General features: G+C 36.8%; 14 protein-coding genes. 13 read left to right on the top strand and 1 reads right to left on the bottom strand.

Annotated features, from left to right (window positions below; translation table 11 throughout):
- Positions 1-290 precede the first annotated feature (290 nt).
- The 12 genes from ACIQZD_RS14350 (at position 291) to ACIQZD_RS14295 (ending at position 10,906) form a co-directional block, all read left to right on the top strand.
- A complete protein-coding gene (locus ACIQZD_RS14350; protein WP_402903693.1) occupies positions 291-497 on the top strand; it encodes a hypothetical protein in 207 nt (68 codons plus the stop codon).
- Between the two features lie 276 nt (positions 498-773).
- Positions 774-1,463, top strand: a complete 690-nt coding sequence (locus tag ACIQZD_RS14345) for an MBL fold metallo-hydrolase (protein ID WP_402903688.1) — start codon at positions 774-776, stop codon at positions 1,461-1,463.
- A 175-nt stretch (positions 1,464-1,638) separates the two neighbouring features.
- Complete coding sequence (locus ACIQZD_RS14340; RefSeq protein ID WP_402903683.1) at positions 1,639-2,430, top strand: putative protein N(5)-glutamine methyltransferase; 792 nt, start codon at positions 1,639-1,641, stop codon at positions 2,428-2,430.
- Between the two features lie 271 nt (positions 2,431-2,701).
- Positions 2,702-3,367 carry an HAD family hydrolase gene (locus ACIQZD_RS14335; RefSeq protein WP_402903678.1) on the top strand — a complete coding sequence of 222 codons (666 nt, stop codon included), beginning with the start codon at positions 2,702-2,704 and terminating at the stop codon, positions 3,365-3,367.
- Between the two features lie 257 nt (positions 3,368-3,624).
- On the top strand, positions 3,625-3,819 hold the full coding sequence (locus ACIQZD_RS14330) for a hypothetical protein (protein ID WP_402903674.1): 195 nt from the start codon (positions 3,625-3,627) through the stop codon (positions 3,817-3,819).
- Between the two features lie 87 nt (positions 3,820-3,906).
- Positions 3,907-4,122 (top strand): hypothetical protein, encoded by a 216-nt coding sequence (locus tag ACIQZD_RS14325; RefSeq protein WP_402903671.1) that lies wholly within the window; start codon positions 3,907-3,909, stop codon positions 4,120-4,122.
- A gap of 952 nt (positions 4,123-5,074) precedes the next feature.
- A complete protein-coding gene (gene ppsA / locus ACIQZD_RS14320) occupies positions 5,075-7,690 on the top strand; it encodes a phosphoenolpyruvate synthase (RefSeq protein WP_402903668.1) in 2,616 nt (871 codons plus the stop codon).
- Between the two features lie 443 nt (positions 7,691-8,133).
- Complete coding sequence (locus ACIQZD_RS14315) at positions 8,134-8,412, top strand: ArsR/SmtB family transcription factor (RefSeq protein WP_101221498.1); 279 nt, start codon at positions 8,134-8,136, stop codon at positions 8,410-8,412.
- A gap of 102 nt (positions 8,413-8,514) precedes the next feature.
- Positions 8,515-8,898, top strand: coding sequence for a VOC family protein (locus ACIQZD_RS14310; RefSeq protein ID WP_402903665.1), 384 nt, complete (start codon positions 8,515-8,517; stop codon positions 8,896-8,898).
- Positions 8,899-8,973: 75 nt separating this feature from the next.
- Positions 8,974-9,255: a hypothetical protein gene (locus ACIQZD_RS14305; protein WP_402903662.1), complete on the top strand. Its 282-nt coding sequence runs from the start codon at positions 8,974-8,976 to the stop codon at positions 9,253-9,255.
- A 61-nt stretch (positions 9,256-9,316) separates the two neighbouring features.
- Positions 9,317-9,619 (top strand): GyrI-like domain-containing protein, encoded by a 303-nt coding sequence (locus ACIQZD_RS14300; protein WP_402903659.1) that lies wholly within the window; start codon positions 9,317-9,319, stop codon positions 9,617-9,619.
- Positions 9,620-10,234: 615 nt separating this feature from the next.
- A complete protein-coding gene (locus ACIQZD_RS14295; RefSeq protein WP_402903656.1) occupies positions 10,235-10,906 on the top strand; it encodes an LbetaH domain-containing protein in 672 nt (223 codons plus the stop codon).
- Between the two features lie 747 nt (positions 10,907-11,653).
- Here the strand turns inward: ACIQZD_RS14295 and ACIQZD_RS14290 are convergent.
- On the bottom strand, positions 11,654-12,556 hold the full coding sequence (locus ACIQZD_RS14290; RefSeq protein WP_402903654.1) for a DMT family transporter: 903 nt from the start codon (positions 12,554-12,556) through the stop codon (positions 11,654-11,656).
- A gap of 161 nt (positions 12,557-12,717) precedes the next feature.
- On the opposite strand from ACIQZD_RS14290, the gene ACIQZD_RS14285 reads away from it, so the two are divergent.
- The gene (locus tag ACIQZD_RS14285; protein ID WP_402903651.1) at positions 12,718-14,091 is read left to right on the top strand and encodes an aminotransferase-like domain-containing protein; all 1,374 of its coding nucleotides are present in this window, start codon (positions 12,718-12,720) and stop codon (positions 14,089-14,091) included.
- The last annotated feature ends 565 nt before the right edge of the window (positions 14,092-14,656 follow it).

Raw genomic sequence — 14,656 nt, 5'->3', positions numbered from 1 at the left:
CCCACGGGCAGGAACGTTCTACCCCAGCTACCGTTATCATATATCGATATAAAAATTGTTCAACCAGAAATATCTGGCTGACCTTATAATACGAAGGGGCAGGATAGTTCCACAAGCACAGTGTAATCGCACAGTGAATGACGTTTGCTTTCACAATGTGACTTTATGGATATGTGTAGTACAGTCTCTCGGTTTCTTCGGACTGTGACATAAAACATTTAACTAAAGAAAATATCATGTATATGTATACTTATTTCCATAAATCAGGAATTTATCTGGAGGTGATAACTATGAAAACACATAATTCATTTGGAAAAATCATTTATTGGATTGGTTTCTTATTTTTTGTTTTTGGTCTTGGAAAAAGGTTCGGCCCATTAGATTACAATTCTCTTATACCAAATAAATCATTGGCACTTATTTATACTTGTATGGGGATAGCTATCTTATTAATTTCAAACTTTTTTAAGAAACCTATTAACTCAAGAATTAAATAAGGAAGTTAGGGGAAATAGATACAACATGCACCCCTCCGAGTACTGTTTAATCTTTGATCAACAATTGGGCCAGATTATTGGATAAGAGCAGGAACTTTTGGGAAGGAAGCCGAAGTTAATATCATGCTTGTGTTATTCAATAAACTTGCAGGTTAGTGTGTTAATGAATAAGTGAGACTACGTACTAATAGTATTTCACGTACAAAATTAGCATTATTCTTTCAACCTTCTTGTGTAACCATACCCCTAAATCTAAATATAAAGGAGCCCAAAGTTATGGAAATTTCTAAGGGAGTAGAGATGCTCCATCTTGAATTTCATGGGAATATTATTCATCCAACGCTTTTATGGGATCAAGAAATGGCTGTTTTAATAGACACTGGATTCCCTGGACAAATTAAAGATTTACGTGTGGCAATGGATAAGGTAGGAGTGTCGTTCGACAAACTAAAAGTTGTGATTTTGACGCATCAGGATATAGATCATATAGGTAGTCTTCCTGAGATATTACAGGAGTGTGAAAGTAATATTAAAGTATATGCTCACAATCTGGATAAGCCTTATATTCAAGGGGATTTACCTTCTTTGAGAGACGGTCAGGATTTACCTCTTTTGAAAGACGGGCACCTAGAGAACCCCCCGAAGGGTAAAGTAGACGATACCTTGAAAGACGGTCAAGAATTGCCGTATTGCGGCGGCATTCGTGTCATCCATACTCCAGGGCATACTCCTGGCCATATCAGCCTATATTTAAAACAAAGTAAAACACTCGTTGCCGGGGATTCGATGTACAGTGTAAACGGAATAATTGGGGGAATTCATGCCCCAACCGCACTGGATATAAAGGCGGCTCAACTCTCTTTGAAGAAATACATAGACCTCGACATTGAATCAGTGGTTTGTTACCACGGAGGATTAAGTAAAGGAAATATTAATGATCAGATTCAAAAAGTAATTTCATATTAAATTTCTAGAACCTTCTTCAACTATCGGGCGCTATCCTGGAACAAGGATAAGCGCTCATTTTCCTTTTTAGGGCTATTTTGTAGAAGAAGGTATATTTCCTATTTTTAACGAATACAGAATTAAAATAAACTTATCAAAAGTGGTGAGATAGATAGAAAAAAAAGTTAATTTCCTTTTGGACTGTAAAACGGAAAAACATATTATTAACAGACTTCGAAGCGCCGGTTGTGTTTTCGCAGAAGATGAGACCCGGTTAATTATCTCAGAGGCACGGACTCTAGAGGAACTCAATAAAATGGTAGAAATGCGAGCCAACGGTTTACCTCTTGAATACGTTGTTGGATGTACAGCTTTCTGTGGTCTGCGGATAGAAGTGGATCAGGGCGTTTTCGTTCCACGCAAACGTACGGAGTTTCTTGTTCGCCAGGCAGAATCCCTGTCATGTTCTGGTGATATCGTCGTTGACCTATGTTGTGGGTCAGGTGCTGTGGGTGTAGCACTGGCCGCAGCTTTGGGACGGGTTGTGTTGTACTCTGTTGACATTGACCCTGTCGCAGTACGATGTGCTGAACGCAACGTAACGATTTTCGATGGTCACGTTTTTGAAGGTGACCTGTATAAGGCCTTACCCGACTCACTTAAAGGTCATGTGAACATCCTAGTTGCAAATGTACCTTACGTTCCCACCAAGGCAATCAAGCTACTTCCCCAGGAGGCTCGCCTATATGAACCGAAGGTGGCGCTTGACGGAGGAGAGGATGGACTTGACATTCAGCGAAGAGTAGCTGAAGAAGCATTACTTTGGCTAGCACCGGGAGGACATCTTTTGATAGAAACGAGCGAAATGCAGACACCCCAAACCTTTGAAATCTTTGATAGTGTTGGGCTGACTACGAAAGTGATCAGAGACGAGGAACTGGATGCTACTGTCGTTATCGGATCAAATTTTAGCTTTCAGGGTAAATAAGCAGGTAGTTCTAATCACAAATAAAATGATAATTTCTTGGCACTGTACCAATGACCAAAATTTCCCTATTTAAGAATAGCGCGCGATTCTGGAAGAAGTTTCGCTTTTCTTATAGAACTAACGGGTGCGTTAGCTGAAGATCGGAGCTGTCTCTGAGGCAGCTTTTTCTTATGGAACTATCGGGGCAGGATAGTTCAACAAGAGTTGGAACTTATTTGTATTTAATGTGGTAAAATTAGGGTGACTATTCGATATAATGAGGGAGTTTAATATGGATAAATACAAAGTAATTTTATTTGATTTAGACGGAACACTTTCTGACCCTAAAATAGGAATAACTAAATCGGTTCAATATGCATTAAAAAAAATGCACATTGTTGAGCCTGACATTGATAAACTTGAATGTTTTATTGGTCCACCACTACAAGTTTCATTTGCTGAATATTACGATTTTGATGAGAAAAACACACAAAAAGCAATTGAATTCTATAGGGAGAGGTTTAAGGAAAAGGGAATGTTTGAGAATAAGTTATTTTCAAATATTGCATTACTATTGAAATTGTTAAAAGAACAACAATTTACTTTAGTTGTGGCAACTTCAAAGCCTACTGTATTTGCTGAACAAATATTAAAGTACTTTAATATTGATCAATATTTTGAACTTATTGTCGGTAGTAACCTTGATGGAACAAGAGCGTCAAAAACTGAAATAATTCAATACGTACTAGAAAAGTATAAGGAACATACACTTAGTGACTTTATTATGATTGGCGACAGGAAGCACGATATTATTGGTGCAAATAACACTGGAATTAACTCTATTGGAGTAACTTATGGATATGGTTCATTAGAAGAACTAAGTCATTCTAACCCTACTCATATTGTCAAAAGTGTAAACCAGTTAAAGGATATTTTGATGGGTGGTCAAGTCCAATAAAGATCTTGAACTAAAAGGTTGTGTTAGCTGAAGTGCTACGTATTCCCTCTTTTGTTGAATATATATCCTAACCGTCTATCCAATTGGTAGGCGTTTTTTATGTTCCTTGTAAACTAGGCATACAGAAATACATGATCTACAACAAATAAAGTGATTGTAATGTCTTGTGCCTAGTTTAGATTTAGAGTGAATAAACAATTAGGAATGCTTGCCTTTTAGTTGAATATAAATAGTATGAAAACTAAGGGGGAGAAAAGGTGGATATATTTGATGAACATGCGAAAGTGCTAAAAAAGATGTTTGATAATAAAAAAGCCCAAAAAGAAATTATAGAGAAAATGGGAAACGGCATAAATTCAGAGTTGGAGAATCAGTTGAAAACATTAAAAAAGGAATACTGCGTTTTGAGCAAATTAGAAAGAACATATGATAATCGCTATGAATTTAATTAAAATAGAGCACTCATACATTTAGGTGCTTATTATTTGCAGGAAAACGTTTCCTTTTGTCGTATTGGTTAAACGAAAGGGGATGACAAAATGAATGATGATTATGAGAAAATCGGTATACTATTGTCCAATATGACGAACGAATTAGTGTCGAATAGAGTAAGGGTTAAAGCTATAGTGGAATTACTGATTGAAAAAGGTCAGATAACCTACGAAGAGTATGAAAAAAGGTTTGAAAAAGTTTTTGAAAGAGATGCAAATTCATTTAAAGATGATTTAATAAAAGACGTCAAGAGTAGTGAATAAAAGGAGAGGGCATCCATTAATTTGGGTGCTTTTTTTATTGGGGTGAGAACAATGAACCGTGATGAGAAGAAGAAACCTGTAAGGAGCCAGAGACGTTTAGTCGCAGGGATCTAGAAGAGCTTATGAACATGAAAGCCCCAACATATACAAGAGGTCATGGTGGAGCGATAAGGAGGAAATAGTGATTCAACCTATTTTAAAACCTTGATTGTCATATAATTAAAAAATTATGAAACGGTATTTCATACTCAAAAACCCCCTGTTTTATTAGGAGGTTTTTGAAAGTCATGTGGATATGGTTGAAAATGCTTTTCTAAATGAATATTTAAGTTAATTTGTTCTGTTGGGTGCTTATATTTGGAGGCGGTGACTATGTGATGGCGAAAGGGAAATATGAAATATGGCTAACTCGGGAGAAATTGTTACACATTGAAGGATGGGAAAGAGATGGTCTTACTGATACAGTTCTGACAGGGCCAATTTAATTTGATTCTGGTATTAAATTAGGAACTGTAAATCATTTTAATGTATTGCTGAGAGTTATTGTCCTTCCGGAATTGTAGGAGTTAGGATCTCTAAAATGGTCATCTGTGTTTTTTTACTGTAAATCAAGTTTTCTGGTTAAATATTGTTTAACAATTATCTAGAGTTGGTAACTTTGTTTATTTCTCCAATGTACAAAACAGAGCAACCCTAACTGAGCTTAAGATATCTCCATAAATGTTCTTGTACATTATTTAAAAAATTAATACAAGGTATTTGTGCGCTAAAAGGTATATGAACTGCTTTCAAGGGATGAACCGGGGCATTTGGTTACTGTAGGGTAGTTGAACTCTTCCTCTTCCTAATTTAATTATAACATATAAAAAATGGTAAATATAGACTATTTATTCTAAATTGCTACTGCTAAAATACAATAGATCTTTATTGAGATTTGTGGGAGGGATATAGAATGGGTTCATTGGTTCTCGGTTTTCAGGAAATGGAAAAAACACAGCTATTGCTCGTTGGCGGAAAAGGATTAAATTTAGGGGAATTATCAAAAATTGAAGGAATACAAGTACCAGAAGGATTTTGTGTTACAACAGTGGGATATCAAAAAGCCATCGAACAAAACGAAACGTACCAAGCTTTGTTGGATCGACTGACAATGCTAAAAGTAGAAGATCGTGAACAAATTGGTGAAATCAGCAGGAAGATTCGACAAATCATTATGGATGTAGAAATTCCTTCCGATGCTGTGAAAGCAGTTACTCACTATCTCTCCCAGTTTGGTGATGAACATGCATATGCAGTGCGTTCCAGTGCGACTGCTGAAGATTTGCCATATGCCTCTTTTGCTGGTCAACAGGATACCTATTTAAATATCATCGGCAAAGAAGCAATCATGCAGCATATCAGCAAATGTTGGGCTTCCCTATTTACGGACCGTGCGGTAATCTATCGAATGCAAAACGGATTTGACCACAGCCAAGTGTATTTATCCGTTATCGTTCAAAGGATGGTGTTCCCACAAGCTTCAGGGATTTTATTTACAGCTGATCCGATTAATTCTAACCGAAAGCTGCTATCAATCGATGCCAGTTTTGGACTTGGAGAAGCACTGGTTTCTGGCTTGGTATCTGCCGATTGTTATAAAGTACAGGAAGAGGAAATCGTCGATAAGATGATAGCAACCAAGAAATTGGCTATCTATGGACGAAAAGAAGGCGGAACAGTGAAACAACAGATCGATCCGGATCAGCAAAAGACACAAACACTTACTGATCAACAGATTTTACAATTGGCACGCATCGGAAGAAAGATCGAAGCTTATTTTGTTTGCCCACAAGATATAGAATGGTGTTTAGTTGATGATACATTTTATATCGTCCAGAGTCGTCCAATCACTACTTTATACCCCATCCCTGAAGCGAATGATCAAGAAAATCACGTCTATGTATCTGTTGGTCATCAACAAATGATGACCGACCCCATGAAACCATTGGGATTGTCTTTTTTCCTGTTAACGACTCCTGCACCTATGCGTAAAGCTGGTGGAAGGCTGTTTGTTGATGTCACACATATGCTGGCTTCACTTGACAGCAGAAAAATGTTATTAGATGCAATGGGACAACATGATCCGCTCATGAAAGACGCACTCATTACCATAATAGAGCGAGGAGATTTCATAAAATCTTTACCAAATGATAAGCAAGAACAGAGTTCCGGTAAAAGCAATAAAAGTGTGTCGTCTGCGGATTCTAGGGCACAAATCGAAAACGACCCGACAATCGTTTCTGATTTGATTAAGAACAGTCAAACATCGATAGAAGAGTTAAAACAAAACATCCAAACGAAATTAGGATCGGATTTATTTGATTTTATTCTGGAAGATATCCAGATATTAAAGAAGATTTTATTTGACCCACAAAGTTCAGCTGTGTTTATGGCTGCTATAGATGCTTCATCATGGATCAATGAAAACATGAACGAGTGGTTAGGTGAAAAAAACGCAGCAGATACGCTTTCTCAATCTGTACCAAACAATATTACTTCGGAAATGGGTCTGGCGCTATTGGATGTCGCAGATGTGATTCGTCCTTATCCGGAAGTCATTGATTATTTACAACGTGTAAAAGATGATAACTTTTTGGATGAACTGGTTAAGTTTGATGGTGGACAGGAAACCCAAGACGCGATCTATGCTTATCTCGGCAAATACGGCATGCGATGTGCCGGAGAAATCGATATTACTAGAACTCGTTGGAGTGAAAAACCAATTACACTTGTCCCGTTGATTCTGGGTAACATCAAAAACTTTGAGCCTAATGCTAGCAATCGGAAATTTGAGCAAGGGCGACAGGAAGCTTTGATAAAAGAACAAGTGTTATTAGATCGATTGAAGCAATTACCGGATGGTGAACAAAAAGCCAAAGAAACAAAACGAATGATCGACCTAATCCGGAATTTCATCGGTTATCGGGAATATCCAAAATACGGCATGGTTAATCGCTACTTTGTTTATAAGCAGGCTTTACTGAAAGAAGCCGACCAACTCGTACAAATAGGCGTCATTCATGAAAAAGAAGATATATACTATCTCACTTTTGAAGAACTTGGCGAAGTAGTACGCACAAACAAACTGGATTACCAGATCATCAGCAAACGAAAAGACGAGTACAAATTATATGAAAAACTAACTCCACCGCGTGTTATCACGTCTGATGGTGAAATCATTGTAGGTGAGTACAAACGAGAAAATCTCCCAGCCGAAGCTATTGTAGGTCTGCCTGTTTCTTCCGGTGTTATTGAGGGAAGAGCACGTGTCATCTTAAACATGGAAGAAGCTAATCTAGAAGATGGAGATATATTAGTCACTTCCTTTACTGACCCTAGCTGGACACCATTGTTTGTTTCCATAAAAGGCTTAGTCACCGAAGTTGGTGGGCTGATGACCCATGGAGCAGTTATCGCACGTGAATATGGCTTACCAGCAGTTGTTGGGGTGGAACATGCGACCGAACTGATAAAAGATGGGCAACGAATTCGAGTGCATGGGACAGAGGGGTATATCGAAATATTGTAATTGCTGAATACCTTACAGTATAAAGGATGTTATATTGAAATTCTTATCGAATAATCATTTTTGTGTTCTCTAAGTCCATTAAAATGCCAAAAATCCCTGCTTTTTGATCGAAATCAGGGATTTTTTTCTATGTTAAATGATTGTAATTGATTTAAAAACACTACAATGGAGTAACTCTTCATATGAGATGGATATCTTAAATTGTATGGAATTAGACTAACTGGAGTTGAATAAGAAACGTATTAAAAAAAACATACAAGGTGCTAATAATTTTAACTAGTGTGTTACTTTTTTGTTGAAAAACAATTTAAATTTCTATAATGGTTCAAACTACTAATATGTAGATTTAACTTGTTAAGGTTGCATGATACGGTTCCTTTGTCACGCAACCATACAGTTGCTTATGATTGACAAGCAACCGTGGAGTTGCTTATAATCGATATATGAATTGGGACAAAGACGCTATATTCAAAGCACTAGGCGATTCGACTCGGCGACTTATATTAGACGAACTTTCCGAACGCAACGAGCTGACGTTGTATGAACTTACGGTACGTCTCATTATGAAGCACGACCTTTCCATTTCGAGACAGGCGATAGCTAAACATCTTTCTGCATTGGAAGATGCAGGGCTCGTAAAATCAAAACGAAAGGGAAAATATCGAGTACTTATGTTCAACAACGAACCACTTAAAAACTTGTTGAAAGGATGGATAGAGTAATCTTTTCGGAACAGCACTTCTGACGAATGTAGGTTGTTTTGCTTGCAGCCAGATTGTTAGCAGATCACCATACGTCGCAAATATCAAAGGGGGCAAAACATTATGAAAATCATTGTTACCAGTATATTCGTACAAGACCAAGACAAGGCACTGGAATTTTATTCAGAAAAGCTGGGATTTGAAAAAAAGCATGACGTTCCCATGGGGAAATTCAGGTGGATTACGCTTGTTTCTCCCGATGATCATGACGGTACCGAGCTTTTACTTGAACCGAATGAGCATCCTGCCGCAAAGGAGTATCAAAGGACGATATTTTCCGAAGGCATCCCAGCAACAATGTTTGGCGTTGCAGATATTCGTAAAGAGTACGAACGATTATTGGAAAACGACGTGAAGTTTACTATGGAGCCGACAAAAATGGGCGAAGTCACAATAGCTGTCTTCGACGATACATGCGGCAACCTTATTCAGATAATGCAGCAGTAACTTTATGATGAAATGGAATTAATTGGTATATAAGATTGAAGCTTTTCTTGTTCAATAAAATTAAAGGGCACGATTGTGGAACGAGAAGTAGAAGGGTGGTACAAATATGTACCACCCTTTCTTGGCGGGGAAATAATCGTGACAATTCCAGAACAGAAATTCTTTTCGATAAAGGGGAAAGGAAATCCCAATGAGCACGAATTCGCTGAAAAGATAGGTGTTCTGTATTCATTGGCTTATGCGGTCAGAATGATGCCGAAGCAAGGATACACTCCAGATGGATATTTTGAATATACCGTATATCCATTGGAAGGAATATGGGATTTAACAGAAGAGGGAAGAAAAAAAGAAACTTAAATAAAGATGAATTATTATATACGATCATGATTAGACAACCAGATTTTGTCCAAAAGAAGTAGTGGAGAGAGCATTTGAACATGTAGGCAAAAAGAAACCACATCCATTCCTAAATGATATAAAGTTCGGTACATTTCATGATGGATTATCTGTCCAAATCCTTCATGTAGGTCCTTATGATGATGAACCTCAAAGTTTTAAATTAATGAATGAATTCATAAAAAATAATAATCTAGAAAGAGCTTCATTACAACACAGAGAAATATATCTTTCAGATTTTAGAAAAGTCGAACCTGCAAAATTAAAAACTGTTTTGAGATATAAGGTTAAGCCAATAGAATCGGATAATCTCTTCAGTTTGTAGACAAAAGGGTTCTACCAAAAGTTTAAAAAAGTTGATTGGAACAGGTGTGTGAGACTCCTGCAGGAAAAGCGAGTCCAGGGGAGACCCCGCAGGAGCAAAGGCGCCGAGGAGGCTCCCGGACCGCCCGCGGAAAGCGAGTACCTATAGAGGAAATCAATGTTCTTTCATAGAGTTTGTCTACAGTCTGAATCTCTTAACTCCTAACATGCATTATTATTTAATATTGAAAGGATTGTTAAGGAGTGTAATTAAAGTAACAGTTTTAGGATGCAATAAAAGAGACTATAAAATAGAACGGAAACGCGAACAATATATGTCAATGTATTAATAGCTGTAAAGCCTTGGTGTTACTGAGTTTCTCAGTTGCCACGGCTTTTTTTAAATCTCATATTTAATTGGGCATAATCCATGTATTTTGAATATCCGTTCACACTTTGGTTTCTTCTGCAGCAGCATCTGAAAATCTTCATCTTTGCTTAAATACACTAAATCTGTCTGCTGTATTGAAATGGATGGGTACCAGATATTATTACTGTTTTAATGAAAGCCCATTCCTCACCCAATCTTATTGCATAAAATAATTTTAAGCCAATAAATTGAGAAGGAGGTAATTACTTGGGAGAAAAACAAGGATCAAACAACCATTCTCACTGTTTTGATCCATTCATAAGTCCAAACCCTATTACTTCATTTAATCCTGTTCAACGCTTTCCTAAAATTAATGAAACAGCATTTATAAGTCAGTTTTCCAGTGTCATAGGTGATGTTACCATTAGTGACAATGTCTATGTAGCGCCAAATGTAAGTATACGTGCGGATGAAGGAACTCCTTTTTATATAGGTTCCAATTCAAATATACAGGATGGAGTAATTTTACATGGTTTATTAACTAAAAAAATTGCAGTTGGAACAAAAAGGTATTCAATATTCATTGGAAATGAAGTGACCATCGCTCATGGTGCCCTTGTCCATGGTCCTTGTTATATTGCAGACAAAGTATTTGTTGGCTTTAATGCCATTGTTTATACCGCAATTGTAGGGAAAGGCGCATTTATTTCTTATAATGCAGTAGTAACAAATGGCGTTCGAATACCACCTGATAGGTTTGTACCGCCTGGGGCTAATATTGATTCTCAAGAAAAAGCGGATGCACTTTCGCCAGTACCGAAGGATAGTAAGGAATTTGCACATGAAGTTCAACGAGTCAATCAGGAATTCCCCGCATCTTATCACTTGTTATTCGGGAAAAATCGTTGCTCCTGCGGAGTCGCCTATGACCAATATTAAAATGCGAAATCCAGATAATAATATTTTCCAATAAGAAATAAATTGTACTCATGGGACTCCGCAAATCCGGGGTCACCCAATTGGAAACGGGGAATAGCTTAATATCAGAGCTGTCTTTAAGACAGCCTTTTTAATGACACGATCGGGGAAGGTTTGTTGAAGTAGCAATTCTACATAGAACTATGGGAAAAGATAAACTAGAAAAATTAAAGATGGCGTGATGATGTTAGATGAATTGAAAAAGGCATGATTTACAAATAAAGAGGTGGAAATATCACTGCGCCTACAATAAATTGGAAATATTAAAGAGCCAGAAGATCCTTAAAAAAATATAGAATTACTAAATAGAATTTCAACGCACCACTCAATGAGAAGGAAAAAGTGTTAATCCTTTTTTGATCAACACTCCCGTTCGTGCAGTAGCATTCACTTTAATTTTTAGGTTTGATTTCATTAATAATGAAATCTGTTACCCATTCAGAATTTGGAATTTTTTCCAGTTGTTAAACAATTAACTTTTGTCTTTGGAATGGATGATTTTTACATATCTCTGCTTTCGCTTCAAATGTTCATGTTCAATATTAACGGTAAATGAGTCCCGTAAGACATCCTTTATGTTTAAGAAAAAAGGGTCGCAAAACTAAGTTCTTCATAATGTCGAAGGCAAGTCTTGGGTTTTTACTGATAAATTGTGCAGAAATATAATTTATCATTAATTATACAGAAATCTCAATTGTGAACATGCAGTTAGGTTTTTCCTGATACAGCTCCGTTTTTTGATACAGGAGCATTCTTGCCTAATATAACAGAAAAGACAACAATCACTGCTATTATAAGAGTGAAAATTGTGATGGATTCATCAAGAAATACTGTTGCAAATAGAATCATCAAAAATGGTTGTAAGTATTGAATCTGGCTAACTCTTGCTATCCCGCCCATAGCCATTCCGCTATACCAAGCAACATATGCTAGAAATTGACTAACGACTGCGAGATAAATGAAACTGATCCAAGCTTGTAATGGGGCATGAAGCATTTCAGTCGTGAGGTTTAGTCCAACTGGAATAATGAAAAATGGAGCACCGATCATTATTGCCCAAGCAATCACTTGCCAGCTGCCTAATTCTTTCGCTAATTTCCCCCCTTCTGCGTAACTAAGTCCCAGTATGATCACTGCCGTTAGTAAAGCTAAATCGGCAAATTGCAATTGACCGAACCCAAGATGGAGTGCATACATAATGACAGCTAAAGAGCCGATTATACTTGAAGCCCAGAATTTGATTGAAGGGATTTCCCCCGCTCTAAACATAGCAAATCCAGCTGTCGCTAACGGCAACAGAGCTACTTCCACAGCTCCATGAGAAACAGGCAAGGATTCCATTGCCCAGGAAGTGAGGAGCGGAAATCCTAAAACTGCACCAAAAGCAACAATAAGTAGACTTTTGAATTGGCTTGGAGAAGGCAGTTTTTCCTTTCGAACGATCAATACCACAGCTACTAAAATAGCAGCAACAACCGTTCTTCCTAAACCGACGACCGTAGTCCCAAAATACTCTACAGCAATACTTGTAGCGGGGAGCGTTAAGCTAAAACAAATGACGCCCACTAATCCCAACAATAATCCTAATTTCTCCCTGGTTACTCCCTGCATCTCTTCCAACTCCAATCTTTATACTTTGTACCACATCTGTACCATTTTTTACTTATCTTAAAAACAGTTTTGGTATAATTAACATACTATGAGTACATTTAATAAAAATAAACCATTTTTTTACCTATCTGTCCTGGTACAGATGAAGAGGGGGCAATATATTGAACTCAAAATATATAAAAATAATGGAAGACATTAAGCTTCGACTTGAAGATGGTTCGCTAATTGCAGGCAGTAAGCTTCCTTCGGTTCGTCAGTTATCCGAGTATTTTTCATGTAGCAAAAATACGGTCATTAAAGCATACGTAGAACTTGAAAAAGAGCATTTAATTTATTCTGTTCCTAAAAGCGGCTACTATGTTGTGAATGAATATCAAAAAGAGACGGTAGAAAATGAGGTGATTGATTTTTTGTCTGCCGGTCCAGATAAAAATGTTATGCCTTATGTGGAATTTCAACATTGTATGAATCAAGCAATCGACCATTATAAAGAAGAGCTTTTTACATACTCAGATCAACAAGGGCTTTACTCACTGCGAGTACAGTTGGTGAAATATTTGCAAAATTTACAGGTGTTCACTCAACCGGAGAGATTAGTGGTTGTTTCTGGTTCGCAGCAAGCCCTTAATTTATTAGTTTCTATGCCATTTCCAAATGGAAAAAACAATATTCTAATTGAACAGCCCACTTATTTCGGAATCATTGAGTCCATCAATCTGCATCAAGCTACTACTTTTGGAATTGAATTATCAATGGAAGGGATTGATCTTGAGCGTCTGGAATACATCTTTCGAAATAATGATATAAAATTTTTCTATATTATCCCGAGATTTCACAATCCACTTGGACATTGTTACACCAATAGCGAAAAGAAAAAAATCGTTGAGTTAGCTGGAAAATACGATGTATATATAGTGGAGGATGATATTTTAGGAGACCTTGATCCAAATCCAAAATCAGATCCTTTATTTTCTTTTGATTCTTCTGGGAGAGTGATTTATATTAAAAGCCTTTCAAAAATTTTTCTCCCAGGGTTAAGGATTGGTACTGTCGTTCTTCCTGCATTAATGATAAACAATTTTTTACGCTATAAATTTAGTTCGGATTTTAATAGTTCAGCACTTTCTCAAGGTGCGCTAGAAATCTATTTAAAAAGCGGTATGTTTAATAGCCATCTCAAAAAAGTTAAAGAGGTATATCGTACTAAAATGCAAATCCTTCAAGAAGCATGTGAATTATTGCTGCCGGCTAATACTTCTTTTTCTAAACCGACCTCAGGATTCTACCTATCCATCAGTTTGCCTGAGAATGTGAAAGCAAAACAGGTGGTTCATATGCTAAACGAGCAGCATATATATGTTGATGATGCCTCTAGAATGTTTTTAGCTGAATATAAAAAGGAAAACCTCATTCGATTAAGTATCTCTCAAGTGAACGAGATTCAAATTAAACCAGGGGTAGAGCGATTGGCTCACTGTATTGCTTTAATTGGCAGTAGAAAAAATCATACTCCAAATAACTTTTTACTCATTTAGAAATGTCGGGTTTTTCCCGTCACAACGTACTTCAATGAAATGTAACCACAATAGTTATTTAGAATAATGTATATTTCCTTAAATGATTTTAACTTGTCCCTCCCTTAAAAAAAGAGCTTGTTTATAAGGGGAGGTTTTGATAAGATTGTTTGATAAATTTTTTAAAGGGTTTAAAGAGGGTGAGTCAATTGACTAAAAACCTTAGACAATTGAAAAACGTTTCGGTGTTCCAAACGCTTCTAACTTAGAAAATAATTTAGAAGCGAGGAATAATTATATGAAAAATCAAAGAATCTTTAATAAATCATTTCTTTTTTTATTTATAAGCAACTTTTTAGTTTTTATTGGGTTTGAAATGTTGCTTCCTATTTTGCCTGCTGATGTTACTAGACCAACCTGAATGGAAGATGCATTCATGCTTTAATACGACTATAACTGGAATGCATCTAGTTCTACTCGTACACATATAAGGGATGTATAAAAAAAGCAGCTAATGACCTAGTCAGCAGGACAAGTGTTAAAAATCAATGATTCCTTTTTTATTTGCCCGATTCTACAGTAATTT

The organism is Peribacillus sp. NPDC096447, from assembly GCF_044762725.1.
In the GTDB taxonomy this organism is placed as follows: domain Bacteria; phylum Bacillota; class Bacilli; order Bacillales; family DSM-1321; genus Peribacillus.
The sequence above is the reverse complement of the archived record's forward strand: the minus strand, read 5'-3'. Positions and strand labels throughout refer to the sequence as shown.

What these genes read in the sequence shown, in the direction of transcription:
- ACIQZD_RS14350 (WP_402903693.1), top strand. Translation starts at nt 291, where the DNA reads ATGAAAACACATAATTCATTTGGAAAAATCATTTATTGGATTGGTTTC.
- ACIQZD_RS14345 (WP_402903688.1), top strand. Translation starts at nt 774, where the DNA reads ATGGAAATTTCTAAGGGAGTAGAGATGCTCCATCTTGAATTTCATGGG.
- ACIQZD_RS14335 (WP_402903678.1), top strand. Translation starts at nt 2,702, where the DNA reads ATGGATAAATACAAAGTAATTTTATTTGATTTAGACGGAACACTTTCT.
- ACIQZD_RS14325 (WP_402903671.1), top strand. Translation starts at nt 3,907, where the DNA reads ATGAATGATGATTATGAGAAAATCGGTATACTATTGTCCAATATGACG.
- ppsA (WP_402903668.1), top strand. Translation starts at nt 5,075, where the DNA reads ATGGGTTCATTGGTTCTCGGTTTTCAGGAAATGGAAAAAACACAGCTA.
- ACIQZD_RS14315 (WP_101221498.1), top strand. Translation starts at nt 8,134, where the DNA reads ATGAATTGGGACAAAGACGCTATATTCAAAGCACTAGGCGATTCGACT.
- ACIQZD_RS14310 (WP_402903665.1), top strand. Translation starts at nt 8,515, where the DNA reads ATGAAAATCATTGTTACCAGTATATTCGTACAAGACCAAGACAAGGCA.
- ACIQZD_RS14290 (WP_402903654.1), bottom strand. Translation starts at nt 12,556, where the DNA reads ATGCAGGGAGTAACCAGGGAGAAATTAGGATTATTGTTGGGATTAGTG.